Annotated in this window: 19 protein-coding genes; 2 read left to right on the forward strand and 17 right to left on the reverse strand. The window is 72.9% G+C overall.

Features of this window, described 5'->3' with window-relative positions; genetic code table 11:
* Positions 1 to 246 precede the first annotated feature (246 nt).
* Both FGF04_RS08100 and rpe read right to left on the reverse strand, forming a co-directional pair.
* Positions 247 to 1,290 (reverse strand): sugar-binding transcriptional regulator, encoded by a 1,044-nt coding sequence (locus FGF04_RS08100; protein WP_149510554.1) that lies wholly within the window; start codon positions 1,288 to 1,290, stop codon positions 247 to 249.
* A 78-nt stretch (positions 1,291 to 1,368) separates the two neighbouring features.
* Positions 1,369 to 2,055, reverse strand: coding sequence for a ribulose-phosphate 3-epimerase (rpe, locus tag FGF04_RS08105; RefSeq protein ID WP_149510555.1), 687 nt, complete (start codon positions 2,053 to 2,055; stop codon positions 1,369 to 1,371).
* A gap of 154 nt (positions 2,056 to 2,209) precedes the next feature.
* On the opposite strand from rpe, the gene FGF04_RS08110 reads away from it, so the two are divergent.
* On the forward strand, positions 2,210 to 4,435 hold the full coding sequence (locus FGF04_RS08110; protein ID WP_149510556.1) for an MMPL family transporter: 2,226 nt from the start codon (positions 2,210 to 2,212) through the stop codon (positions 4,433 to 4,435).
* 63 nt (positions 4,436 to 4,498) lie between these two features.
* Here the strand turns inward: FGF04_RS08110 and FGF04_RS08115 are convergent, their stop codons facing one another.
* Both FGF04_RS08115 and fmt read right to left on the reverse strand, forming a co-directional pair.
* On the reverse strand, positions 4,499 to 5,923 hold the full coding sequence (locus FGF04_RS08115) for an RsmB/NOP family class I SAM-dependent RNA methyltransferase (protein WP_149510557.1): 1,425 nt from the start codon (positions 5,921 to 5,923) through the stop codon (positions 4,499 to 4,501).
* Between the two features lie 158 nt (positions 5,924 to 6,081).
* Positions 6,082 to 7,014, reverse strand: a complete 933-nt coding sequence (fmt, locus tag FGF04_RS08120) for a methionyl-tRNA formyltransferase (protein WP_149510558.1) — start codon at positions 7,012 to 7,014, stop codon at positions 6,082 to 6,084.
* Positions 7,015 to 7,270: 256 nt separating this feature from the next.
* Here fmt and FGF04_RS08125 point away from each other — a divergent pair, with 256 nt between their 5' ends.
* Positions 7,271 to 7,813, forward strand: a complete 543-nt coding sequence (locus FGF04_RS08125; protein ID WP_149510559.1) for a hypothetical protein — start codon at positions 7,271 to 7,273, stop codon at positions 7,811 to 7,813.
* A 94-nt stretch (positions 7,814 to 7,907) separates the two neighbouring features.
* On the opposite strand, the gene FGF04_RS08130 is transcribed toward FGF04_RS08125, so the two are convergent.
* The 13 genes from FGF04_RS08130 to FGF04_RS08190 form a co-directional block, all read right to left on the reverse strand.
* Positions 7,908 to 10,067 (reverse strand): primosomal protein N', encoded by a 2,160-nt coding sequence (locus FGF04_RS08130; RefSeq protein ID WP_149510560.1) that lies wholly within the window; start codon positions 10,065 to 10,067, stop codon positions 7,908 to 7,910.
* Between the two features lie 114 nt (positions 10,068 to 10,181).
* Complete coding sequence (gene metK, locus FGF04_RS08135) at positions 10,182 to 11,405, reverse strand: methionine adenosyltransferase (RefSeq protein WP_149510561.1); 1,224 nt, start codon at positions 11,403 to 11,405, stop codon at positions 10,182 to 10,184.
* Positions 11,406 to 11,642: 237 nt separating this feature from the next.
* On the reverse strand, positions 11,643 to 12,845 hold the full coding sequence (gene coaBC, locus FGF04_RS08140; RefSeq protein WP_149510562.1) for a bifunctional phosphopantothenoylcysteine decarboxylase/phosphopantothenate--cysteine ligase CoaBC: 1,203 nt from the start codon (positions 12,843 to 12,845) through the stop codon (positions 11,643 to 11,645).
* A gap of 123 nt (positions 12,846 to 12,968) precedes the next feature.
* Complete coding sequence (gene rpoZ, locus FGF04_RS08145; protein ID WP_003970369.1) at positions 12,969 to 13,241, reverse strand: DNA-directed RNA polymerase subunit omega; 273 nt, start codon at positions 13,239 to 13,241, stop codon at positions 12,969 to 12,971.
* 49 nt (positions 13,242 to 13,290) lie between these two features.
* Positions 13,291 to 13,884: a guanylate kinase gene (gene gmk, locus FGF04_RS08150; protein ID WP_149510563.1), complete on the reverse strand. Its 594-nt coding sequence runs from the start codon at positions 13,882 to 13,884 to the stop codon at positions 13,291 to 13,293.
* A gap of 38 nt (positions 13,885 to 13,922) precedes the next feature.
* Positions 13,923 to 14,246: an integration host factor gene (locus FGF04_RS08155; protein WP_005319887.1), complete on the reverse strand. Its 324-nt coding sequence runs from the start codon at positions 14,244 to 14,246 to the stop codon at positions 13,923 to 13,925.
* Positions 14,247 to 14,513: 267 nt separating this feature from the next.
* Positions 14,514 to 15,365 carry an orotidine-5'-phosphate decarboxylase gene (pyrF, locus tag FGF04_RS08160; RefSeq protein ID WP_149510564.1) on the reverse strand — a complete coding sequence of 284 codons (852 nt, stop codon included), beginning with the start codon at positions 15,363 to 15,365 and terminating at the stop codon, positions 14,514 to 14,516.
* Positions 15,362 to 16,471, reverse strand: coding sequence for a quinone-dependent dihydroorotate dehydrogenase (locus tag FGF04_RS08165; RefSeq protein ID WP_149510565.1), 1,110 nt, complete (start codon positions 16,469 to 16,471; stop codon positions 15,362 to 15,364). Before FGF04_RS08165 ends, pyrF begins: the two co-directional genes overlap by 4 nt.
* A gap of 67 nt (positions 16,472 to 16,538) precedes the next feature.
* Positions 16,539 to 19,847, reverse strand: coding sequence for a carbamoyl-phosphate synthase large subunit (gene carB, locus FGF04_RS08170; RefSeq protein ID WP_149510566.1), 3,309 nt, complete (start codon positions 19,845 to 19,847; stop codon positions 16,539 to 16,541).
* Positions 19,840 to 21,012: a glutamine-hydrolyzing carbamoyl-phosphate synthase small subunit gene (carA, locus tag FGF04_RS08175; protein ID WP_149510567.1), complete on the reverse strand. Its 1,173-nt coding sequence runs from the start codon at positions 21,010 to 21,012 to the stop codon at positions 19,840 to 19,842. Before carA ends, carB begins: the two co-directional genes overlap by 8 nt.
* On the reverse strand, positions 21,009 to 21,614 hold the full coding sequence (locus FGF04_RS08180) for a PH-like domain-containing protein (RefSeq protein ID WP_235882239.1): 606 nt from the start codon (positions 21,612 to 21,614) through the stop codon (positions 21,009 to 21,011). The genes carA and FGF04_RS08180 overlap by 4 nt, the downstream gene beginning before the upstream one ends.
* The gene (locus FGF04_RS08185) at positions 21,611 to 22,897 is read right to left on the reverse strand and encodes a dihydroorotase (RefSeq protein ID WP_149510568.1); all 1,287 of its coding nucleotides are present in this window, start codon (positions 22,895 to 22,897) and stop codon (positions 21,611 to 21,613) included. Before FGF04_RS08185 ends, FGF04_RS08180 begins: the two co-directional genes overlap by 4 nt.
* A gap of 3 nt (positions 22,898 to 22,900) precedes the next feature.
* Positions 22,901 to 23,878 (reverse strand): aspartate carbamoyltransferase catalytic subunit, encoded by a 978-nt coding sequence (locus FGF04_RS08190; RefSeq protein ID WP_149510569.1) that lies wholly within the window; start codon positions 23,876 to 23,878, stop codon positions 22,901 to 22,903.
* Positions 23,879 to 23,946 lie beyond the last annotated feature (68 nt).

Here is a 23,946-nt window from a genome sequence, read left to right on the forward strand (position 1 = left end):
TGGTGATCCGCTGCCCGCCGGGCACAGGCGTCGCCCGGTGTCCGTCGACGACGAGCAGCCGGCCCGGCCAACAGGGCCACCAGACGGCCCTCAGCCCGGAAGACAGACAGGGAACGGACCGGAGCAGCATGTCGTCGATGCCGCCACGGCCGTCCCCTCACGGCGCGCCGTCGAACCACCCGTGGACACCGGGTGTCACGACAATCCGAGCCGGACCACGGTGTACCTCGATGTACCGCGACGGATTCAGAGCCCGTCCGGGTCCGCCCGGTCCAGGGCCGGGCGCGGGGCCGGGCCCGTCGTCATCAGGGCGTCCGCGGCCGCCGTGTCCGTCACCAGGCTGGTGACGAGGCCGGAGCGCAGCACGGCGTCGATGGCGCCCGACTTGCGCTGCCCGCCGGCGATCGCGACGACCTCGGGGATGCGCCGCAGCCGGTCGGCCTCGACGGTGATGCACCGCTCCCCCAGGTCGCGCCCGACGCGGCGGCCCTCGACGTCGAAGAGGTGCGCGGACATCTCGGCCTCGACCCCGAGGGAGGCGTAGTGGGCGCGCTCCTCCTCGGTGAGCATGTCGTGCACCGTCGAGATCCCGGCCTCCCAGGACCCGATGGACACGCAGGCCACGGTGACCTTGTCGAAGTACTCGAAGGCGCGGGCGATCCCCGTCTGGCTGCGCAGCGCGGCGGCCGTGGCCGCGTCGGGCAGCAGCATGGGCGCGTAGATGGGGTGGGCGTCGCCGCCGGAGACCTGGGCGGCCCGGCGGACGGCCTCGACCGAGCCGCGCTCGGCCGTCCCCGCGTCGTAGACACCCGTCAGCTGCACCACCGTGCACGGCGGCAGCCGGTCGAGCGCCGCGGCCATGTGGATCGTGGAGCGCCCCCAGGCGAGGCCGAGCACGTCGCCCTCGGCGACGAGCTCTCCGAGCAGATCGGCGGCCACCTCGCCGAGGTTCTCCGGGTCGGGCGACTCCTCGGCCTCGGCCGGGGACTCGACGACGACGGCGTGCCGCAGGCCGTAGCGGGCGCGCAGTGCGTCGGAGCGCTCCGCGTCCAGCTCTGCGGGGACGCGGATCTCGATCCTCACGAGATCCCGTTCGAGGGCCGTCTCCAGGACCCGGGCCACCTTGAAGCGGCTGACGCCGAACTCCTCGGCGATCTGGATCTTGGACTTGCCCTCCAGATAGAAGCGGCGGGCCATGGCCGCCGCCTGCACCAGCTCGGCGGGTCCCATCCGCATGGCTGAACGGCCCGCCGACATACCCGACACGGGGATCTCCTCACTGCTGTGCACACTCTGGTCTCGCCGTTCATCCTTGCAGATCCGGCGTACTTGATCAGCCCTGTGGGGCGGCGTTCACGTTCCCTTGGTTCAGTGGTCGCACGCCCATGCTGCCTGGGCCGTCGCCTCCTCGGCCTGCGTGCGCAATGCACGTACCGCCTGGGCGGGGTCGGCGGCCCCGTAGACGGCCGAGCCGGCGACGAAGACGTCGGCCCCCGCCTCGGCGCAGCGCTCGATGGTGGACGCGGAGACCCCGCCGTCGACCTGCAGCCACAGCTCCAGGCCGTGCTTGCCGATCAGCTCACGGGTGCGGCGGATCTTCGGCAGCATGATGTCGAGGAACGCCTGGCCGCCGAAGCCCGGCTCGACGGTCATGATCAGCAGCATGTCGAGCTCGGGGAGCAGGTCCTCGTACGGCTCGATCGGCGTCGCGGGCTTGAGCGCCATGGAGGCGCGGGCGCCCTTGGCGCGGATCTCGCGGGCGAGACGGACGGGCGCCGCCGCGGCCTCGGCGTGGAAGGTGACGGAACCGGCCCCCGCCTCCACGTACTGCGGTGCCCACCGATCGGCGTCCTCGATCATCAGATGGCAGTCCAGCGGGGTGTCCGTCGCCCGCGCGAGGGCCTCTACGACCGGCACGCCGAGCGTGAGGTTCGGGACGAAGTGGTTGTCCATCACGTCGACGTGCAGCCAGTCGGCGCCCTCCACCGCCCGTGCCTCCTCGGCAAGGCGGGCGAAGTCGGCGGACAGGATGCTGGGGTTGATCTGCGCGGCCATGCCCCAAGCCTGCCATGCCCGGCGCCGGTTGCCCTCCCCGGTCCCGCCGCGGGCCGTCCGGCGGGGACCGGACCGGTCCGGGGGCTGCGCCGGCCGGACGGGCCGTGCCATCCTTGTCGGCCCACCGGCTCCATGAGCGGCTACGGGGATGGCCATGACGGACACACAGGGAAAGCGACGGCGGGGTGTCGGCCGGCTGGTCTGCGGCCGCCGGTCCAAGTGGCTCGTGGTGGGGCTGTGGCTGGTGCTGCTCGTGGTGACGGCGCCCTTCGCCCAGAAGCTCGCCGACGCCCAGGACAACGACGCGGCCTCCTGGCTGCCGGGGTCGGCCGAGTCCACCCAGGTCCTGGAGGCCTCCGAGGGGTTCCGGCCGGAGCAGATCCCCGCGATCGTCGTCTACGCCCGCGCGGACGGCCTCACGGCACGGGACCGGGTGCGCATCGCCGAGGACGTACGGGAGCTGGCGGAGCTGCGCGAGCAGGGCATCCGCGGCGCGGAGACCCGGGGCCCCGTGTTCGACCGCAGGCCGGACCCGCGGGCGGCCCAGGTCCTCGTGCCGATCACCATGGACGAGAAGGGGTGGGAGCGCATCGCGCCGGCGGTCGACGCGATCCGCGAGGACGTCGGGAAGGGCGGCGACGGCCTCGCCGTGCACATCACCGGCCCGGGCGGCACGTCCGCCGACTTCTCCGAGGCCTTCGAGGGCATCGACTCCACCCTGCTGTTCTCGGCGATGGCCGTCGTGGTGGTGACGCTGCTGATCACCTACCGCAGCCCGACCCTGCTGGTGGTCCCGCTGCTCGGCGTGGTCGCCGCGCTGTTCACCGCGCAGGCGCTGATCTACCTGCTCGCGGAGCACGCGGGGCTGACCGTCAACGGCCAGAGCGCGGGCATCCTCACGGTGCTCGTCTTCGGCGCGGGGACGGACTACGCCCTGCTCCTGGTCGCCCGCTACCGGGAGGAGCTGCGCCGCCACGAGGACCGCCACGAGGCGATGGAGCTGGCCCTGCACCGGGCGGGCCCGGCCGTGATCGCGTCCGGCGCCACCGTCGTGCTGAGCATGCTGGTGCTGCTCGCCGCCGAGATGAACTCGACGCGGGGGCTCGGCCCGGTCGCCGCCATCGGCGTGGCCGTGGCGCTGGTCGCGATGCTGACGCTCTTCCCGGCCCTGCTGGTGATCTTCGGCCGCTGGATCTTCTGGCCGGTGACCCCCCGGTTCGGTTCCCAGGACCCGAGCGAGCTCGGGGTCTGGGCGCGGATGGGCAGCCGCTTCTCGCACCGTCCGCGGCTGGTGTGGGCGGTCACAGCGGCGACGCTCGCGTTCCTGTCCCTGGGTCTCCTGCAGCTGCGCGCGGAGGGGATCAGCAACGCCGACTCCTTCACCGACAAGCCCGACTCGATCGTCGGCCAGGAGGTGTCCGCGCGGTACTTCCCGGCGGGCAGCGGCGACCCGCTGGTCGTCATCGGCGACCGCGCGCAGGCCCTGGATGTGCGCCGGGCCGTCGCGGACACCCCCGGTGTCGTACCGCGCTCCCTCGGCCGGCCGCCCGGCACGAAGGCGCAGGACGACGGCAAGGTCCTCTTCGAGGCGACCATGACCGCGCCCGCGGACAGCGAGGCGGCGAAGCGGACCGTGGAGCGGGTGCGGGACGCCGTGCACGCGGTGCCGGACGCGGACGCGCAGGTGGGCGGCGGCACGGCCGCCCTGCTCGACATGGACCGGGCGACGACCCGCGACAACCTCGTGATCATCCCGCTGGTGCTGGTCGTGGTGCTGCTGATCCTGTGCGTCCTGCTGCGCGCGCTGGTCGCCCCGCTGCTGCTGATCGGCACGGTGGTGCTGTCCTTCGCCACCGCGCTGGGCATCAGCGCGCTCGCGTTCCGGCACGTCTTCGACTACGCGGGCGAGTCGACGGACTTCCCGCTCTTCGTCTTCGTCTTCCTGGTGGCCCTGGGCATCGACTACAACATCTTCCTCACCACCCGCATCCGCGAGGAGGCCGCCCGCCAGGGCACGCGCACGGGGGTGGTCACCGCGCTGGCCGCCACCGGCGCGGTCATCACGTCGGCGGGCCTGGTCCTCGCGGGCACCTTCGCCGCCCTCGGCACGCTCCCGATGGTGGCCTTCGCCGAGATCGGTTTCGCGGTGGCCCTGGGCGTCCTCCTCGACACGTTCGTCGTGCGCTCGGTCCTCGTGACGTCGTTGTTCCTGGACGTCGGCCCGAAGGTGTGGTGGCCGCACCGGCTGTCGCACACGGACGGCGCAACGGGCGGCGGGACGGACGGCGCCGGGGATCCGGGCCGCCCGCCGGACCCGGGCCCTGACCAGGCGACGGCCGCCGCGGAGTCACCGGCACGGCACGGCGGCCCGCCGGAGTAGCCGTTCCGCGGGCAGCCGGCCGGTCAGTCGGCCGGTCAGCCGGTCGATCGGTGAGCCCGTCGGTCAGCCGGTGCGGCGGATCAGGGCCAGGTACATCGCGTCCGTGCCGTGCAGGTGCGGCCAGAGCTGGATGTCCGGGCCGTCGCCGAGGGCCGGGACGTCCGGCAGGAGCGGGCGGGCGTCGAGGAGTTCGGCGGCCTGCTCCTTGAGCACGTCGTCGACCACGGCCCGGGTCTCGGCGAGGTGCGGCGAGCAGGTGGCGTACCCGACGACACCGCCGACCCGCACCGAGTCGAGCGCGGTGCGCAGCAGCCCGCGCTGCAGCGGCGCGAACCCGTCCAGGTCGGAAGGCCGCCGCCGCCAGCGGGCCTCGGGCCGCCGCCTCAGGGCACCGAGCCCCGTGCAGGGCACGTCCATCAGGACGCGGTCGAAGGTCCCCGGGCGCCACGGCGGCCGCGTCCCGTCGGCGGCGATCACCTGGTACGGCCCGGGGTTCCCGGCGAGCGCCTTCGCCACCAGCCCGGCCCGGTGCGGCTGCTTCTCGGAGGCGAGCAGCACGGCCCCGCGCTGCGCGGCGAGGCCGGCGAGCATCGCGGCCTTGCCGCCGGGCCCCGCGCACCCGTCGAGCCAGGCCCGGTCGGGCCCGTCCAGGGGCGCGTTGGCGAGCGCGAGCGCCACGAGCTGGCTGCCCTCGTCCTGGACGCCGGCGCGCCCTTCGCGCACGGCGTCGATCGCCCCCGGCTCACCGCCCTCGGAGAGCCGCACGGCGTACGGCGACCAGCGTCCCGGCAGCGCCGTCTCCTCGCCGAGCGCGCCGAGGAGCTCGTCGGCGGTGGAGCGGCCGGGGCGGGCGACCAGGGTCACCTCGGGCCGTTCGTTGTCGGCCTCCAGCAGGTCCTCGATGCCGGCGCGCCCGCCGCCCAGCGAGTCCCACAGCGCGGAGACGATCCACCGCGGATGCGAGTGGACGACGGCGAGGTGGTCCTCGGCGTCCTCCTCGTAGGGCGGGGCGACCTGCTCGATCCAGGCGTCCAGCTCCTGCCGCGAGATCTTGCGCAGGACGGCGTTGACGAACTTCGCCCGCCCGTCGCCGAGCACGATCCGCGCGAGGTCGACGGTCGCCGACACGGCGGCGTGGGTCGGGATGCGCGTGCCGAGCAACTGGTGGGCGCCCAGGCTCAGCACGTCAAGGACCGGCGGGTCGACCTCGCGCAGCGGCCGGTCCACGCAGGCCGCGATGATCGCGTCGTACGTGCCCTGCCGGCGCAGCGTCCCGTACACCAGCTCGGTGGCCAGGGCCGCGTCCCGCCCGTCGAAGTCGCCGTTCTCGCGCGCCTTGCGCAGCAGCGGCGGCAGGACGAGGTTCGCGTACGCGTCCCGCTCATCCACCGCCCGCAACGCATCGAAGGCGAGCATCCGCACGGGGTCCTTCTTCGGACGGCGGTACGGCTTGCTCTGCTGACGACCCCGACGAGGCTGCTCACTCACGAAAAAGGTGCTCCGGCTCAGTGGAAGAGATACCCCCCAAGGTTACGTCGCACGATGTCCGCCGCGCTCCCGCAGGGGGCGCCCCGATAGGGGCGCGGGGAACTGCGCGACCACACCGGCCGGACCCGAACCCCGCCCAGCCGCCCGCAGGGCACCCGTCAGGCCCCGACCACCTCGCCCGACCCGATCCGGACCCCCCGGGCCCAGTCCGCGGCCCGCATCGGCTTCTTCCCCTGCGCCTGCACCCACAGCAGCTCGATCGCGTACGACCCGGTCCCCACGTGCACGCTGTTCTTGCCGACCGCCAGCGCCCCCGGCGCCAGATCCGTCCGCTCGGGAACGGGCACGGCCTGGATCAGCTTCAGCCGCTCCCCGCGGAACACGGTCCACGCCCCGGGCGCGGGCGTGCAGCCCCGGACGACCCGGTCGACGCGCAGCGCCGGCGCGCTCCAGTCCACCCGCGCGTCCTCGACGGTGATCTTCGGCGCCAGGGTGACCCCGTCGGCCGGCTGCGGCACCGCCTTCAGCGTGCCGTCCTCGATGCCGTCCATGGTCGCGGCGAGCAGCCCGGACCCGGCGAAGGCGAGCCGCGTCAGCAGGTCCCCGCTGGTGTCGGTGGGCCGCACCTCCTCGGTGACGGTCCCGTACACGGGCCCGGAGTCGAGCCCCTCCTCGATGAGGAAGGTGGAGGCGCCGGTGATCTCGTCCCCGGCCATCACCGCGTGCTGCACGGGCGCCGCCCCGCGCCAGGCGGGCAGCAGCGAGAAGTGCAGGTTGACCCACCCGTGGGCGGGGACGTCGAGCGCGACCCGCGGCAGCAGCGCGCCGTACGCCACGACGGGGCAGCAGTCCGGGGCGATCTCCCGCAGCCGCGCGAGGAAGTCCTCGTCGCGCGGCTTCGCCGGCTTGAGCACCTCGATCCCGGCGTGCTCGGCACGCTGTGCAACGGGGCTCGCGACGAGCCTGCGCCCCCGTCCGGCCGGCGCGTCGGGCCGCGTGACGACGGCGGCCACCTCGTGGCGCCCGGAGGCGATCAGGGCGTCCAGAGCGGGAACGGCGACCTCGGGGGTGCCTGCGAAGACGAGCTTCATGGGTGGCAGTCGGCCTCTCGGGCGGTGGTACGGCGGGCAGCGCACCAGTCTATGGGCCGCACCCCGGGTCCGTACGGGGGCGAGGACCGCCCCGCGTCGCAACGGGCGCCGCCCGACCGCCGGGGGCGTACGCATATGCCCCCGCGCCCCTCGTGCGTGACCACTCAGGGTGAAGCGCGTTGTCAAGAAAGAGTTGACCAAAACGGGCCGCAATCGCGGCCCGGACCTTTTCAACGCCGGTTCGAGAGGCTTGTTCATGGCCGACCACGCAACCCACGACGCCCAGGCTCGGGCCAGCCTGCACCTGCTGGTGCGGGACATCGAGCGGGTCCGCCGGCAGGTGGACGCTCTGCGCACGCTGACAGCCCAGCTGGGGAACGTCTACCGACCGCGCCGCTCAGGCCCCTCCGCGGGCTTCGTCGTCTACGGGCGTGCCCCCGCTCCGACCGTCCGTCTCGCGCAGGAGCTGCGGGACAGCGTCGAGACGCTGGTCACGGCCGCCGTGGACTTCGACCGCTCACTGGGTTTCTCGTGGGACGCGGTGGGCTCGGCCCTCGGGGTCACGAAGCAGGCGGTGCACCGCCGTTACGGCGCCCGCCGGGCGACCGCGCAGGCCGCCGCCGAGGCCGAGCGCGCGACGGAGCCCTCAGGGGCCCGCATCGCCGTCAACACCGGGATGCCCACGGTCCCGGCCGCCCGCTCGATGCCGCTGCCCATGCCGACGCAGCCCACGGCGGGGAGCCCCACCCTGCGCGAGGAGGCCAGGCCCGGCGCCTTCCCCAGCCCGCGCAACGGCTGACGCGGGCGCCCGTCCACCCCGCTCGCCCCGCGCCGGGCGCGCGTGCGCCCCCGAGACCGGAACCCTCGGGGGCGCACGCGTGGGCGTCTCCCGGTCACCCGATGTCGGGCGGGTCGACGCGGATCCGTACCGCCTCGTTCCCCGCGCCGCCCCCGCTCCCGCCGCGCGCCGTCCGGGCGGCCTGGGCGCTCTTCAGGGCGGACGCCAGCGCGGCGCCCCTGCCGGGCGGCACCCGGATCAGCGCCCGCTCCCACGGCTCCCCCGCCGGCGGCGCACCCGGGCGCCGCGGCCGCCCCGGATCCGCCGGCGGCACCGGGACCGGGCCCAGCACCTCGGCCTCGCCGGGCAGTTCGACCGCGGCGAGGAATCCGGCGAGCGCCTCCGCGGTGCCGGACACGGCCGCCATCCGGGACACCGGCGGGAACCCCAGCTCGGCCCGCTCGGCCAGCTCGCGGACGGCGTGCCCGACCGGGTCCCACCGCACCAGCGCCTGCACGGGCCGCAGGGTCGGCTCGGCGACGACCACCACGGTCCCGCCGTCCCCCTGCCCCCGTACCAGCGCCGCCGCGTCGATCCAGCGCCGCAGCGCCTCCTCGCCGGCCCGCAGGTCGGGCCGCCCGAGCATCGCCCAGCCGTCGAGCAGCAGCGCCGCCGCGTAGCCGCCCTCGGCCACGGGCTCCGCACCCGGCGTGCTGACGACGAGGGCGGGCGACCCCGGCACCGTGTCCAGCACCTGCTCGCGCCCCGAGGTCCGCACGGGCACCGCGGGGAACGCGCGCCCCAGCTCCTCGGCGGTCCGCCGGGCGCCCACGACCTGCGCCCGCAGCCGGAAACCGCCGCACTCGGGGCAGTGCCAGGCGCCCTCCTCCCGCCCGCACCAGCCGCACCGCAGGCCCCCGGCGTCCTGTCCCTCCAGCGGCCCGGCGCAGTGCCGGCAGCGGGCGGGCGCCCGGCACTGCGCGCAGGCCATCCGCGGTACGTAGCCGCGCCGGGGCACCTGCACCAGTACGGGCCCCTGCTTGAGCCCTTCCCGTACCGCCTGCCAGGCGAGGGTGGGCAGGCGCGCGGCGCGGGCGGCCTCGTCGCGCGCGAGGTCCTGGTCCCCCACCGTCCGTACGAGCGGCGCCGCCGCCCGCACCTGCTCGCGTCCGGCGACGATCGGGCCCGCCCAGCCGCTCTCGACGAGCTGCGCCGCCTCGACGGTGCAGCTCCAGCTCCCGAGCAGGAAGGCGCACCGGTCGTGGGCGGCCCGCAGCAGCAGCACCTCCCTGGCGTGCGGCTGCGGTGCGTGCAGCTCGCTGTGGCTGCCGTCCCCGTCGTCCCAGAGGGCCACCAGGCCCAGGTCGCGGACCGGCGCGAACATGGCGGCCCTGGTGCCCACCACGGCCCGTACGGACCCGCGCCGCACGGCCAGCCACTGCCGGTAGCGCTTCTCGGGGCCCGCCTCCGCGGTGAGCACCGCATGGTGGCCCTCCCCGAGCACCGAGGTCAGCGCGGCGTCGACACGGGTGACGGCCCGCCCGTCCGGCACGACGACGAGCGCGCCGCGCCCCGAGGCGAGCGTCGCCGCCACGGCCCGGGCCAGCTCCTCGGCCCAGGCCGGACCCGGCAGCGCGTTCCACACGGCCCGGGGGGTGCCGCCGCCCGCGAGCGACTCGATGAAGGCGGCTCCCCGCGCGTACCTGGTCCAGGGCCCCGCGTCGGGCGCCGGCGGCACGGGCAGCGGCTCGGGCGACGGCTTCGCCTCGGCCCGGGCGTTGCGCGGCGGGACGGCCAGTTGCAGCACGTCGGCCAGGCTTCCCGCGTACCGGTCGGCGACGGCGCGCGCGAGGCCGAGCAGCTCCTCGCTCAGTACGGGTTCGGGCGACACGACCTGGGCGAGGGCCGCGAGGGGCCCGGAGTAGTCCGACTCGGCGAGGCGCTCGACGAGGTACCCGTCGATCAGTCCGCCGCCCTCGCGCCGTCCCTCCCGCACCCGGTGCCGCCCGGCTCCGAACCGCACGCGCACCCGCACCCCCGGCTGCGCGTCGGCGTCGAGCTCCTCGGGCACGGCGTAGTCGAAGTAGCGGTCCAGGTGCAGCACGCCCTTGTCGACGAGCACGCGCGCGACGGGCAGGTCCTTGGCGAGCGCGGCCCCGCGCCAGGTCCGCGGCTTGGCTCGCGGCGCCTTGCGCACGGCGTCCCGGATCAGCGCGAGCTGCTCGGGCGGCACCCCCTCGGCCCCGCCCCGCGCCTGCCCGTCCTCGCTGCTCACAGCAGCATTCCTACCAGACCGCACCGACACCGCCCCGCGGCCCGCACGGGAGGACGCCGGGGCCCGGCACCCCGAAGGATGCCGGGCCCCGGCGGACGAAGGGACGAGCGGCGGCTACAGGCCGGCCGCCTTGCGCAGGGCGTCCACCCGGTCCGTCCTCTCCCAGGTGAACTCGGGGAGCGCGCGGCCGAAGTGGCCGTACGCGGCGGTCCGGGCGTAGATCGGGCGCAGCAGGTCGAGGTCGCGGATGATCGCGGCCGGGCGCAGGTCGAAGACCTCGGTGATCGCGGTCTCGATCTTCTCCGCGTCGACCTTCGCGGTGCCGAAGGTCTCGACGAAGAGACCGACGGGCTCGGCCTTGCCGATCGCGTAGGCGACCTGGACCTCGCAGCGGGAGGCGAGGCCCGCCGCGACGACGTTCTTGGCGACCCAGCGCATGGCGTACGCGGCGGAGCGGTCGACCTTGGACGGGTCCTTGCCGGAGAACGCGCCGCCGCCGTGGCGGGCCATGCCGCCGTACGTGTCGATGATGATCTTTCGGCCGGTCAGGCCGGCGTCGCCCATCGGGCCGCCGATCTCGAAGCGGCCGGTCGGGTTGACCAGCAGCCGGTAGCCCTCGGTCTCCAGCTTGATGCCGTCGTCCAGGAGCGCCTTCAGCTCGGGCTCCACCACGAACTCGCGGATGTCGGGCGCCAGCAGCGAGTCCAGGTCGATGTCCGACGCGTGCTGCGAGGAGACGACGACCGTGTCCAGGCGGACCGCCTTGTCGCCGTCGTACTCGATGGTGACCTGGGTCTTGCCGTCGGGACGCAGGTAGGGGATCGTCCCGTTCTTGCGGACCTCGGACAGGCGGCGCGAGAGCCGGTGGGCGAGGTGGATCGGGAGCGGCATGAGCTCCGGGGTCTCGTCGGTCGCGTACCCGAACATCAGGCCCTGGTCGCCGGCGCCCTGCTTGTCGAGCTCGTCGCCCTCGTCACCCGCGGCGGCACCCTCGACCCTCTTCTCGTACGCGGTGTCGACGCCCTGCGCGATGTCGGGGGACTGCGAGCCGATCGACACGGACACGCCACAGGACGCGCCGTCGAAGCCCTTCTTCGACGAGTCGTAGCCGATCTCGAGGATCTTGTCGCGCACGAGCTGGGCGATGGGCGCGTAGGCCTTGGTCGTGACCTCGCCGGCCACGTGCACCAGGCCGGTCGTGATCAGGGTCTCGACGGCGACCCGGGACGTCGGGTCCTCACGCAGAAGAGCATCGAGGATGGTGTCGCTGATCTGGTCAGCGATCTTGTCGGGGTGGCCCTCGGTCACGGACTCCGAGGTGAACAGGCGACGGGACACAACGCTCCCTGTGGTTGCAGCGGCTGCTGTCTGATCATTGGCGGACGGCCGGGAGCTGCGCCCGGCGTCGTCCGAGAACAGCTTATCGGTCGCGCTTCGCCGCAGGGCCACCGTCTCGCCTCTCGGAAACGCTGTGACCTGCGGCACGGGCATTCTGCGACACGATGAACCCTCTGCGCCAGATTCCCACACCCCTGCGCGTGCGTTTCTACAGCGTGCCTCAAGCGAAGGACCAGCTCAGCTCAAGCGCTGCCCCACGAGGTCCCACACGATTTCGGCCAGCGCCTCCTTGGGACCGTGCGGCACCGGGGTCTCGCTGCCGTCGGCGCCCAGCACGACCGCCTCGTTCTCCTCGGAGCCGAAGGTCCGGCTCTCCCCGACCTCGTTGACGACGAGGAGGTCGCAGCCCTTGCGGCGGAGCTTGGTCCGGCCGTTGGCCAGCACGTCGTCCGTCTCGGCGGCGAAACCGACGACCACCTGTCCCTCGCGGGCGCGGTCCTTGGCGATCTCCGCGAGGATGTCGGGGTTGCGCACGAGAACGATCGGCTCCGGTTCCTCCCCGTCCTTCTTCTTGATCTTCCCCGTCGCGTACTGCGCGGGTCGGAAGTCGGCCACGGCCGCCGCCATCACCACGGCGTCGGCGTCGGGGGCCGCCTTGAGGACGGCCTCGCGCAGCTGGACCGCGGTGCCGACGCGGACGACGTCCACGCCCGCCGGGTCCGGCATGCCGGTGTTCGCGGCGATCAGCGTCACGCGGGCGCCCCGGGCGGCGGCGGTGCGCGCGAGGGCGTACCCCTGCTTCCCGGAGGAGCGGTTGCCGAGGAAGCGGACCGGGTCGAGCGGTTCGCGGGTGCCGCCCGCGCTGACCACGACGTGCCGGCCGGCGAGGTCGGGGCCCGCCGCGCCCCGGGCGAGCACCCGGCGGCAGACCTCGAAGATCTCGGCGGGGTCGGGCAGCCGCCCCTTGCCGGTGTCCACGCCGGTCAGCCGGCCCACGGCGGGCTCGATGACGACGGCGCCCCGGCGGCGCAGCGTCGCCACGTTCTCCTGGGTGGCCGGGTGCTCCCACATCTCGGTGTGCATGGCGGGCGCGAAGACGACCGGGCAGCGGGCGGTGAGCAAGGTGTTGGTGAGGAGGTCGTCGGCCAGGCCGTGGGCCGCCTTCGCCAGCATGTCCGTGGTGGCGGGGGCGACGACGACGAGGTCGGCCTCCTGGCCGATGCGTACGTGCGGCACCTCGTGGACGTCCGTCCAGACGTCGGTGGAGACGGGGTGCCCGGAGAGCGCGGACCAGGTGGCGGCGCCGACGAAGTGCAGCGCGGAGCGGGTGGGCACGACGCGGACGTCGTGTCCGGACTCGGTCAGGCGGCGCAGCAGCTCGCACGCCTTGTAGGCGGCGATGCCGCCGCTGACTCCCAGCACGACCTTCGGCTTGTCCACGTCTCTCCCCGGCCTCGGAACGGGTGTGTCCCGTCATCGGGACAGGTACGCCCCCATCACACACCACAGGCCCGGCAGCTGTACTGCCGGGCCTGTGGAGAAGCGAACTGCGAACTGAAAATGCTACTGAGCCGGGCCCTCGATGGCCTCCGACGTCAGCAGGCCCGCGTTGATCTCCCGAAGGGCGATCGACAGCGGCTTCTCGTGGACGTGCGTGTCGACGAGGGGACCGACGTACTCCAGGAGGCCCTCACCGAGCTGCGAGTAGTACGCGTTGATCTGGCGGGCACGCTTGGCCGCGTAGATCACCAGGCTGTACTTCGAGTCGGTCGCTTCGAGGAGCTCGTCGATCGGAGGGTTGATGATGCCCTCGGGCGTGGTGATGGAAGAGGACACGCTCTGCCTTCCGAAAGGTGGACTTTGACCTTGAAGATGACCTAGAAGATCAGACGACTTCCATCAAGGCTAGCAGCTCGCGAGCCACGTCCTCGACGGAGGTGTTGACCAGGGTCGTGTCGAACTCCGGCTCGGCCGCCAGTTCGATCTTGGCGGCCTGCAGCCGGCGCTCGATGACCTCGGGCGGTTCGGTGCCCCGCCCGGTGAGTCTGCGCACCAGCTCCTCCCAGGACGGCGGAGCCAGGAACACCAGCAGGGCGTCGGACATGGAGGCGCGGACCTGCCGGGCCCCCTGGAGATCGATCTCCAGGAGGACCGGCTCGCCCGACTCCAGCCGCTCGATCACGGCGTCGCGGGGCGTGCCGTAGCGGTTGCCCGCGAACTCGGCCCACTCCAGCAGCTCGCCGTTGGCGATCAGCTTGTCCATCTCCTCGTCGCTGACGAAGAAGTAGTGGACGCCGTGCTTCTCCCCCGGGCGCGGTCTGCGGGTCGTCGCCGACACCGAGAGCCACACGTCGGGGTGTTCCTTGCGCATATGGGCGACGACCGTGCTCTTGCCGACCCCGGAGGGGCCGGAGAGCACGGTCAGCCGCGGACGTACGTCCGGGGGTACGGGGGACGTCCCCCGGGGTGTTGCAGCCATGCAGCGATTATCCAGGTTCTCGGGGGTGCCCGAGAACGTCAGGCCGCGCCGCCGCCGAACTCGCGTTCCAGGGAGGCGATCTGGTTGGAGCCGAGACCCCGCACACGCCGGCTCTCGGAGATCCCGAGCCGTTCCATGATCTGCTTGGCGCGGACCTTGCCCACGCCCGGCAGGGACTCCAGGAGAGCGGAGACCTTCATCTTGCCGATGACGTCGTTCTCCTGACCCTGCTTGATGACCTCGTGGAGGGAGGCGCCGGAGTGCTTGAGTCGATTCTTGACCTCGGCCCGCTCCCGGCGAGCCGCGGCGGCCTTTTCGAGCGCGGCTGCGCGCTGTTCAGGGGTAAGGGGCGGAAGAGCCACGCCTACGTCACCTCGGATGTCGAACTGTCGGATACGGACCGGTACGGAGCCTGATCGCTCCACACCTGGTGAGCGACGACCAACGGTGTTGCCCGTCGACTCTCGTCGGAGACTAGCGGGCAAGTCCGCCGGAGTCAGCGAGAACAGCGGAAAAGTCCTGGTCAGCCTCTATCGAGTCCGACATTTACGACAAAACTCCCCGGATTTGAGCATGTATTCAGACGCGCGGCACCTGCGGGACACGCGCCGGGGACGCGCCCCGGCGCGTCACGCCTGCTCCACCGCGGCCCGGATCTGCTCCGCGAAGAGGTCCGAGGACGCGCGCAGCGCGCCGATGTCGGGGCCGTGCCGCAGGACGCCCCGGCTGACGTTCGGCACGACCTGGCGCACCGCCTTCCCGAAGACCCGGGGAAGATCGGCCGGGGTCGCGCCCTGGGCGCCGATCCCCGGGGCGAGGAGCGGGCCGTTGATGTCGAGGTCGTAGGACGAGAGGTCGCCGAGCGTGGCGCCGACGACCGCGCCGAAGGAGCCCATCGGGCCCTGGCCCGCGTTCTCCTCGGCGAGGTGCGCCAGCACGGTCGCACCCACGGTGCGTGACGCGCCGTCCCCGGGGTTCACCGCGTGCTGCACCTCGGCGCCCTCCGGGTTGGAGGTCAGCGCGAGCACGAACAGTCCGGCGCCGCTCTCCCGGGCCAGCGCGACCGCGGGCGCCAGCGACCCGTAGCCGAGGTACGGCGAGACGGTGAGCGCGTCGGAGAACAGCGGCGCGCCCTCTTCCAGGAAGGCCGAGGCGTACGCCGCCATGGTCGAGCCGATGTCACCGCGCTTGGCGTCCATGACGACCAGCGCCCCGGCCGCCCGCGCCTCCTGCACCGACTTCTCCAGCACGGCCACGCCGCGCGACCCGAAGCGCTCGAAGAACGCGCTCTGCGGCTTCAGCACGGCGACCCGGTCGGCCAGCGCCTCCACGACCGTACGGCTGAAGCGCTCCAGGCCCGCCACGTCGTCGTCCAGACCCCAGTCGGCCAGCAGGGAGGCGTGCGGGTCGATGCCGACGCACAGGGGGCCCCGCTCGTCCATGGCGCGGCGCAGGCGGGCGCCGAAGGGTTCCGGGCTCATACGGTCGTCTTCCTCACGTCGGCGCCGACCGCGTCGGCGAGGGTGGCGTACGGGCTCGTGCGCAGGCGGGCGGCGAGGCCCTTGTGGATGCCGCGCGCCCAGAAGGGGCCTTCGTAGACGAAGGCGCTGTAGCCCTGGACCAGCGTGGCGCCGGCCAGGATGCGCTGCCAGGCGTCCTCGGCGTTCTCCACGCCGCCGACGCCCACGAGGGTGATCCTGTCCCCCACGCGCGCGTAGAGGCGCCGCAGCACCTCCAGGGAGCGCGCCTTGAGCGGTGCGCCGGAGAGCCCGCCGGTCTCCGCGACGAGGGAGGCGTCGGAGCGCAGGCCCAGCTCCTCGCGCGCGATCGTGGTGTTCGTGGCGATGATGCCGTCCAGGCCGAGCTCGACGGCGAGGTCGGCCACGGCGTCGACGTCCTCGTCCGCGAGGTCCGGCGCGATCTTCACGAGCAGCGGGACGCGGCGCGCGGTGACGGTGCGGTCGGCGGCCTCGCGCACGGCGGTGAGCAGGGGCCGCAGCGACTCGGTGGCCTGGAGGTTGCGCAGTCCGGGCGTGTTGGGCGAGCTGACGTTGACCACGAGGTAGTCGGCGTGCGGGGCCAGCCGCTCGGCGGACTTCACGTAGTCGGCGGCGGCCTCCTCCTCCGGGACGACCTTGGTCTTGCCGATGTTGACGCCGAGGACGGTGCGGAAGACGGGCGTACGGGTCCGCAGGCGCTCCGCCACGGCCGCGGAGCCCTCGTTGTTGAACCCCATGCGGTTGATCAGCGCGCGGTCCGGCACGAGGCGGAACAGCCGCTTCGCGGGGTTGCCCGGCTGCGGCTCGCCGGTGACCGTGCCGATCTCGACGTGGTCGAAGCCGAGCATCGACAGGCCGTCTACCGCGACCGCGTTCTTGTCGAAGCCGGCCGCGAGCCCGAACGGCCCGTGCATCCGCAGCCCGAAGGCCTCGGTCCGCAGCTCCTCGTACCGGGGCGCGAGGACGGCGGCGGCGTAGGTCCGCAGGACGGGGACGCGGGCGGCCAGCCGGATCCACCGGAAGGCGAGGTGGTGGGCCTGCTCGGGGTCCATGCGCCGGAACACGAGCCGGAAGAAGAACTTGTACATCGTCGGTTTCCTCACGGGGAAGCTCATGAAGAGGGGGACACCGTTTCCGGTGTCCCCCTCGGGGCTGCTAGCCGCGGGACGCGGTCAGGTGCTCGGCGTGTTCCTGCAGGGAGCGCACGCCCACGTCGCCGCCGTTGAGCGCGTCGATGCCCTGGACCGCCGCGGCGAGCGCCTGGACGGTGGTCAGGCAGGGCACGGAGCGGGCCACGGCAGCCGTGCGGATGTCGTAGCCGTCGAGGCGGCCGCTGGTGCCGTACGGCGTGTTGACGATGAGGTCGACGCCGCCCTCGTGGATGAGCTGGACGATCGTCTTCTCGCCGTCGGGGCCCTCGCCCTCGGACTGCTTGCGCACGACGGTGGCGTTGATGCCGTTGCGCCGCAGGACCTCGGCCGTGCCCGAGGTGGCGAGCAGCTCGAAGCCGTGGGCGACGAGCTCGCGCGCCGGGAAGATCATCGAGCGCTTGTCGCGGTTGGCGACCGAGATGAAGGCGCGGCCCTTGGTGGGCAGCGGCCCGTACGCGCCGGCCTGGGACTTGGCGTACGCCGTGCCGAAGACCGAGTCGATGCCCATGACCTCGCCGGTGGAGCGCATCTCCGGGCCGAGGATGGTGTCGACGCCGCGGCCGTGGACGTCGCGGAAGCGCGACCACGGCATGACGGCCTCCTTGACGGAGATCGGCGCGTCCAGCGGCAGCTCCCCGCCGTCGCCGGTGGCCGGCAGCAGCCCCTCGGCGCGCAGCTCGGCGACGGTCGCGCCCAGCGAGATCCGGGCGGCGGCCTTGGCGAGCGGCACCGCGGTCGCCTTCGAGGTGAAGGGGACCGTGCGCGACGCGCGCGGGTTGGCCTCCAGGACGTACAGGATGTCCCCGGCCATCGCGAACTGGATGTTGATCAGCCCGCGCACGCCGACGCCCTTGGCGATGGCCTCGGTGGAGGTCCGCAGGCGCTTGATGTCGAAGCCGCCGAGCGTGATCGGGGGCAGCGCGCACGCCGAGTCGCCGGAGTGGATGCCGGCCTCCTCGATGTGCTCCATGACGCCGCCGAGGTACAGCTCGTGGCCGTCGTACAGGGCGTCCACGTCGATCTCGATCGCGTCGTCCAGGAAGCGGTCGACCAGGACCGGCCGGGACGGGCTGATCTCGGTCGACTCCGCGATGTAGGAGGACAGCCGCGCCTCGTCGTACACGATCTCCATGCCGCGTCCGCCCAGGACGTACGACGGCCGGACGAGGACGGGGTAGCCGATCTCGTCCGCGATGGCCTTGGCGCCGGCGAAGGTGGTGGCGGTGCCGTGCTTGGGCGCGGGCAGTCCGGCCTCGGCGAGCACCTGGCCGAAGGCGCCGCGGTCCTCGGCGGCGTGGATGGCCTCGGGCGGGGTGCCCACGACCGGGACGCCGTTGTCCTTGAGGGCCTGGGAGAGGCCGAGCGGGGTCTGGCCGCCGAGCTGGACGATCACGCCCGCGATCGGCCCGGCCAGCGTCTCGGCGTGGACGATCTCCAGCACGTCTTCGAGGGTGAGCGGCTCGAAGTACAGGCGGTCGGAGGTGTCGTAGTCCGTGGAGACGGTCTCGGGGTTGCAGTTGACCATCACGGTCTCGTAGCCCGCGTCGCTCAGCGCGAAGGAGGCGTGGACGCAGGAGTAGTCGAACTCGATGCCCTGGCCGATGCGGTTCGGGCCGGAGCCGAGGATGATCACCGCGGGCTTCTCGCGCGGGGCGACCTCGCTCTCCTCGTCGTAGGAGGAGTAGAAGTACGGCGTCTTCGCGGCGAACTCGGCGGCGCAGGTGTCGACCGTCTTGTAGACCGGCCGCACGCCCAGCGCGTGGCGCACCTCGCGCACCACGTCCTCGCGCAGGCCGCGGATCTCGCCGATCTGGGTGTCGGAGAAGCCGTGGCGCTTGGCCTCGGCGAGCAGCTCCGGCTCCAGCTTGTCGGCGGCGGCCAGCTCGTCCGCGATCTCCTTGAGCAGGAAGAGCTGGTCGACGAACCAGGGGTCGATCCGGGTGGCGTCGAAGACCTCCTCGGGCGTGGCGCCCGCGCGGATGGCCTGCATGACGGAGTTGATGCGCCCGTCGGTGGGCCGTACGGCCTCCGCCAGCAGCTCGGCCTTGTCGCCGGGCTCGCCGACGAAGGTGAACTGGCTGCCCTTCTTCTCCAGCGACCGCAGGGCCTTCTGGAGCGCCTCGGTGAAGTTGCGGCCGATCGCCATGGCCTCGCCGACCGACTTCATGGTCGTGGTCAGCGTGGAGTCGGCGGACGGGAACTTCTCGAAGGCGAACCGGGGCGCCTTGACGACCACGTAGTCGAGGGTCGGCTCGAAGGAGGCCGGCGTCTTCTCGGTGATGTCGTTGGGGATCTCGTCGAGCGTGTAGCCGACGGCCAGCTTGGCGGCGATCTTGGCGATCGGGAAGCCGGTGGCCTTCGAGGCGAGCGCCGAGGAGCGCGAGACGCGCGGGTTCATCTCGATGACGATGATGCGGCCGTCGGCCGGGTCGACCGCGAACTGGATGTTGCAGCCGCCGGTGTCGACGCCGACCTCGCGGATGATCGCGATGCCGATGTCGCGCAGCCGCTGGTACTCGCGGTCGGTCAGCGTCATGGCGGGCGCGACGGTGATGGAGTCGCCGGTGTGGACGCCCATCGGGTCGAAGTTCTCGATGGAGCAGACGACCACGACGTTGTCGTTCTTGTCGCGCATCAGCTCCAGCTCGTACTCCTTCCAGCCGAGGATGGACTCCTCCAGGAGCACCTCGGTGGTCGGGGAGAGCGTGAGGCCCTGGCCTGCGATGCGGCGCAGCTCCTCCTCGTCGTGGGCGAAGCCGGAGCCGGCGCCGCCCATGGTGAAGGAGGGGCGCACGACGACGGGGTAGCCGCCGAGGGTGTCGACGCCCTTGAGCACGTCGTCCATGGAGTGGCAGATGACCGAGCGGGCGGACTCGCCGTGCCCGATCTTCTTGCGGACCTCCTCGACGACGCCCTTGAAGAGGTCGCGGTCCTCGCCCTTGTTGATGGCCTCGACGTTGGCGCCGATCAGTTCGACGCCGTACTTCTCCAGCACCCCCTGCTCGTGCATGGAGATCGCGGTGTTGAGCGCGGTCTGGCCGCCGAGGGTCGGCAGCAGGGCGTCGGGCCGCTCCTTGGCGATGATCTTCTCGACGAACTCGGGGGTGATCGGCTCGACGTACGTGGCGTCGGCGATCTCCGGGTCGGTCATGATCGTCGCCGGGTTGGAGTTGACCAGGATCACCCGCAGGCCCTCGGCCTTGAGGACGCGGCAGGCCTGGGTGCCGGAGTAGTCGAACTCGGCGGCCTGTCCGATGACGATCGGGCCGGAGCCGATGACCAGGACGGACCGGATGTCTGAGCGCTTAGGCACGCTGGCCCTCCCTCTGGGCGGTGTTCATCATCGTCGTGAAGCGGTCGAACAGGTAGGCGGCGTCGTGCGGGCCCGCCGCAGCCTCGGGGTGGTACTGGACGCTGAAGGCGGGCCGGTCGAGCAGTTGAAGCCCCTCGACGACCTGGTCGTTCAGGCAGACGTGGCTGACCTCGGCGCGCCCGTAGGGGGTCTCGGAGACCTGGTCGAGCGGGGCGTCGACGGCGAAGCCGTGGTTGTGCGCGGTGACCTCGACCTTGCCGGTCGTGCGGTCCTGCACGGGCTGGTTGATGCCCCGGTGGCCGTACTTCAGCTTGTACGTGCCGAAGCCGAGGGCGCGGCCGAGGATCTGGTTGCCGAAGCAGATGCCGAACAGGGGCGTCCCGCGCTCCAGGACGGCGCGCATCAGGGCGACCGGGTGGTCGGCCTGCTCCGGGTCGCCGGGGCCGTTGGAGAAGAACACGCCGTCCGGGGCGACCGCGTAGATCTCCTCGACGGTCGCGGTGGCGGGCAGGACGTGCACCTCGATGCCGCGCTCGGCCATCCGGTGCGGGGTCATGCCCTTGATGCCGAGGTCCACGGCGGCGACGGTGAACTTCTTCTCACCGACGGCCGGGACGACGTACGTCTCCTCGGTGGCGACCTCCTCGTAGAGGCTGGCGCCCTTCATCTGCGGGGCCTCGCGCACCTGGTCCAGCAGGGTGGCCTCGTCGGCCAGCGCGTCGCCGGAGAAGATGCCGACGCGCATGGCGCCGCGCTCGCGCAGGTGGCGGGTGAGCGCCCGGGTGTCGACGCCGCTGATGCCGACGACGCCCTGTGCGGCGAGCTCGTCGTCCAGCGTGCGCCGGGAGCGCCAGCTGGAGGGCACGCGCGCGGGGTCGCGCACGACGTAGCCGGAGACCCAGATCTTCCGGGACTCCATGTCCTCGTCGTTGATGCCGGTGTTGCCCACGTGCGGGGCGGTCATCACGACGACCTGGCGGTGGTAGGACGGGTCGGTGAGGGTCTCCTGGTAGCCGGTCATGCCGGTGGAGAACACCGCCTCGCCGAAGGTCACCCCCACGGCCCCGTAGGCACGGCCGCGGAAGGTCCGGCCGTCCTCCAGGACGAGTACGGCGGGCGCCGCCTTCTGCCTCTGCGAGGCGGTCCCCTGGTCGGAGGTGGTCATCGTGCGCCTTCCGTGTCGTTGCTCTTGTCGATCATGCGGTTCAGGGTGGCGACCCACTCGGTGTGCTCCGCCGCGCGGTCCGAGCGGAACCCGGAGTCGATCAGCCGGTCGCCGTGCTCCCAGGTGACGACGAGCAGTCCGCCCTCGGAGAGGACCTTGCCGGCGATGCCCTTGTCGAGCCGGGCCTCGCGCAGCCGCGCGCGGGGGACGAAGAAGTCGGCCGCGCCGGGCCGTACGACGTCGAGGCCCGTGTCCGTCAGGGTCAGCTCGGCCTTGCTGCGAGTGCCCAGGCCGTGCGCCACGATGCGGTCCAGCCACTGGCCGGCCGTGGTGGAGCCGTGGTAACGGCCGGTCATCGTCAGTCTCGCCTCGCCCGGCTCGTCCGGCGCGGCGGGCAGCGCGGGCAGGTCGCCCTGGAGGGTGCCGCGCCACTTCCAGCCCTCGCGCATCAGCCAGTAGACGAGCGCGACGAACAGGACCAGGCCGACGAGCCAGCCGATGCGGGCGGCCCAGTCGGTCACCTCGGCGGACTTCTGTTCCGCCGCGAGGTGCGTCACGAGGTCCGTTGCGGTCTGCGCTGCAGTGGGGGTGAGTGATGTCACGCGAGCTTCCCGTCGACGAGCGTGGCCCTGCCCCGCAGCCACGTGTGGGTGACACGGCCCGGCAGCTCACGACCCTCGTACGGAGTGTTGCGGCTGCGCGAGGCGAAGCCGGCGGGGTCCACCTCTCCACGGTATGCCGTGTCCACCAGCGTGAGGTTGGCGGGCTCACCTGCCGAGACGGGACGTCCGTGGCCCAGGGCCCGGCCGATCTCGGCGGGCTTGCGCGACATGCGGTCCGCGACGCCCGCCCAGTCCAGCAGCCCGGTCTCCACCATCGTCTGCTGGACCACCGACAGGGCGGTCTCCAGGCCCACCATGCCCATGGCGGCGGCGGCCCACTCGCAGTCCTTGTCCTCGTGCGGGTGCGGGGCGTGGTCGGTGGCGACGATGTCGATGGTGCCGTCGGCGAGCGCCTCGCGCAGGGCCCGCACGTCGCGCTCGGTGCGCAGCGGCGGGTTGACCTTGTAGACGGGGTTGTACGAGCGCACCAGCTCGTCGGTGAGGAGCAGGTGGTGCGGGGTGACCTCGGCGGTGACGTCGATGCCGCGGGACTTGGCCCAGCGGACGATCTCGACGGAGCCGGCGGTCGAGAGGTGGCAGATGTGGACGCGGGAGCCGACGTGCTCGGCGAGCAGGACGTCCCGGGCGATGATCGACTCCTCGGCCACCGCGGGCCAGCCGCCCAGGCCCAGCTCCGCGGAGACGACGCCCTCGTTCATCTGGGCGCCCTCGGTGAGGCGGGGCTCCTGCGCGTGCTGGGCGACGACGCCGCCGAAGGCCTTCACGTACTCCAGCGCCCGGCGCATGATCACGGCGTCGTCGACGCACTTGCCGTCGTCGGAGAAGACGGTGACGCCGGCGGCGGACTCGTGCATGGCGCCCAGCTCGGCGAGCTTCCTGCCCTCCAGGCCGACGGTGACGGCGCCGATGGGCTGCACGTCGCAGTAGCCGTGCTCCCGGCCGAGCCGGTAGACCTGCTCGACGACGCCGGCGGTGTCGGCGACGGGGAAGGTGTTGGCCATGGCGAACACGGCGGTGTAGCCGCCGCTCGCGGCGGCGCGCGTACCGGTCAGGACCGTCTCGGAGTCCTCGCGGCCGGGCTCGCGCAGATGGGTGTGCAGGTCGACCAGGCCCGGCAGGAGGACGCGGCCGTCCGCCTCGACGACCTCGGCGCCTTCCGCGGAGAGGCCCGTACCGACCTCGGCGATCGTCTCGCCGTCGATCAGGACGTCCTGCGGCTCGCCGCCGAGCACCTTCGCACCACGGATCAGGATCTTGCTCATGTGTTACTTCTCCTCGGTGCGGGTGTGGGTGACGGCGGGCTCGTTGCCGCCCAGCAGCAGGTACAGGACGGCCATCCGGATGGAGACGCCGTTGGTGACCTGCTCCAGGACGGTGCAGCGGTCGGAGTCGGCGACCTCGGCGGTGATCTCCATGCCGCGGACCATCGGGCCGGGGTGCATCACGATGGCGTGCCCGGGCATCTTCGCCATGCGGTCGCCGTCGAGCCCGTAGCGCCGCGAGTACTCGCGCTCGGTGGGGAAGAACGCCGCGTTCATCCGCTCGCGCTGCACGCGCAGCAGCATCACCGCGTCGGTCTTGGCGAGCGTGCTGTCCAGGTCGTACGAGACCTCGCAGGGCCAGGTCTCGACGCCGACCGGCACCAGGGTGGGCGGGGCGACGAGGGTGACCTCGGCGCCGAGGGTGTGCAGCAGGTCGACGTTCGAGCGGGCCACCCGGCTGTGCAGGATGTCGCCGACCAGCGTGATCCGCTTGCCGGACAGGTCCCGGCCGAGCCCGGCGTCGCGGCCGACGAGCCGGCGCCGCATGGTGAAGGCGTCGAGCAGGGCCTGCGTGGGGTGCTGGTGGGTGCCGTCCCCGGCGTTGATGACGGCGGCGTCGATCCAGCCGGAGGTCGCCAGCCGGTAGGGAGCCCCGGAGGCGCCGTGCCGGATGACGACGGCGTCGACGCCCATCGCCTCCAGGGTCTGGGCGGTGTCCTTGAGGGACTCGCCCTTGGAGACGCTGGAGCCCTTGGCGGTGAAGTTGATGACGTCCGCGGACAGGCGCTTCTCGGCGGCCTCGAAGGAGATCCGGGTGCGCGTGGAGTCCTCGAAGAAGAGGTTGACGACGGTACGGCCGCGCAGGGTCGGCAGTTTCTTGATCGGCCGGTCGGCGACCCGGGCCATCTCCTCGGCGGTGTCGAGGATCAGGACGGCGTCGTCGCGGGTGAGGTCGGCGGCCGAGATGAGATGACGCTGCATCTTTCAGGCTCCGTAAGGCAGTTCAGGCGGTTCGGGTCGGGAAGCGGGCACCGGGCACGGCCTTGCGG

This window comes from Streptomyces apricus (assembly GCF_008369065.1).
Classification (GTDB): domain Bacteria; phylum Actinomycetota; class Actinomycetes; order Streptomycetales; family Streptomycetaceae; genus Streptomyces; species Streptomyces apricus.

Coding starts and splice junctions, on each gene's coding strand:
- carA (WP_149510567.1), bottom strand. CDS start 21,012: ATGACCACCTCCGACCAGGGGACCGCCTCGCAGAGGCAGAAGGCGGCG.
- rpe (WP_149510555.1), bottom strand. CDS start 2,055: ATGGCCGCGCAGATCAACCCCAGCATCCTGTCCGCCGACTTCGCCCGC.
- gmk (WP_149510563.1), bottom strand. CDS start 13,884: ATGGCTGCAACACCCCGGGGGACGTCCCCCGTACCCCCGGACGTACGT.
- FGF04_RS08125 (WP_149510559.1), top strand. CDS start 7,271: ATGGCCGACCACGCAACCCACGACGCCCAGGCTCGGGCCAGCCTGCAC.
- fmt (WP_149510558.1), bottom strand. CDS start 7,014: ATGAAGCTCGTCTTCGCAGGCACCCCCGAGGTCGCCGTTCCCGCTCTG.
- FGF04_RS08165 (WP_149510565.1), bottom strand. CDS start 16,471: ATGTACAAGTTCTTCTTCCGGCTCGTGTTCCGGCGCATGGACCCCGAG.
- FGF04_RS08110 (WP_149510556.1), top strand. CDS start 2,210: ATGACGGACACACAGGGAAAGCGACGGCGGGGTGTCGGCCGGCTGGTC.
- FGF04_RS08185 (WP_149510568.1), bottom strand. CDS start 22,897: ATGAGCAAGATCCTGATCCGTGGTGCGAAGGTGCTCGGCGGCGAGCCG.
- pyrF (WP_149510564.1), bottom strand. CDS start 15,365: ATGAGCCCGGAACCCTTCGGCGCCCGCCTGCGCCGCGCCATGGACGAG.
- FGF04_RS08190 (WP_149510569.1), bottom strand. CDS start 23,878: ATGCAGCGTCATCTCATCTCGGCCGCCGACCTCACCCGCGACGACGCC.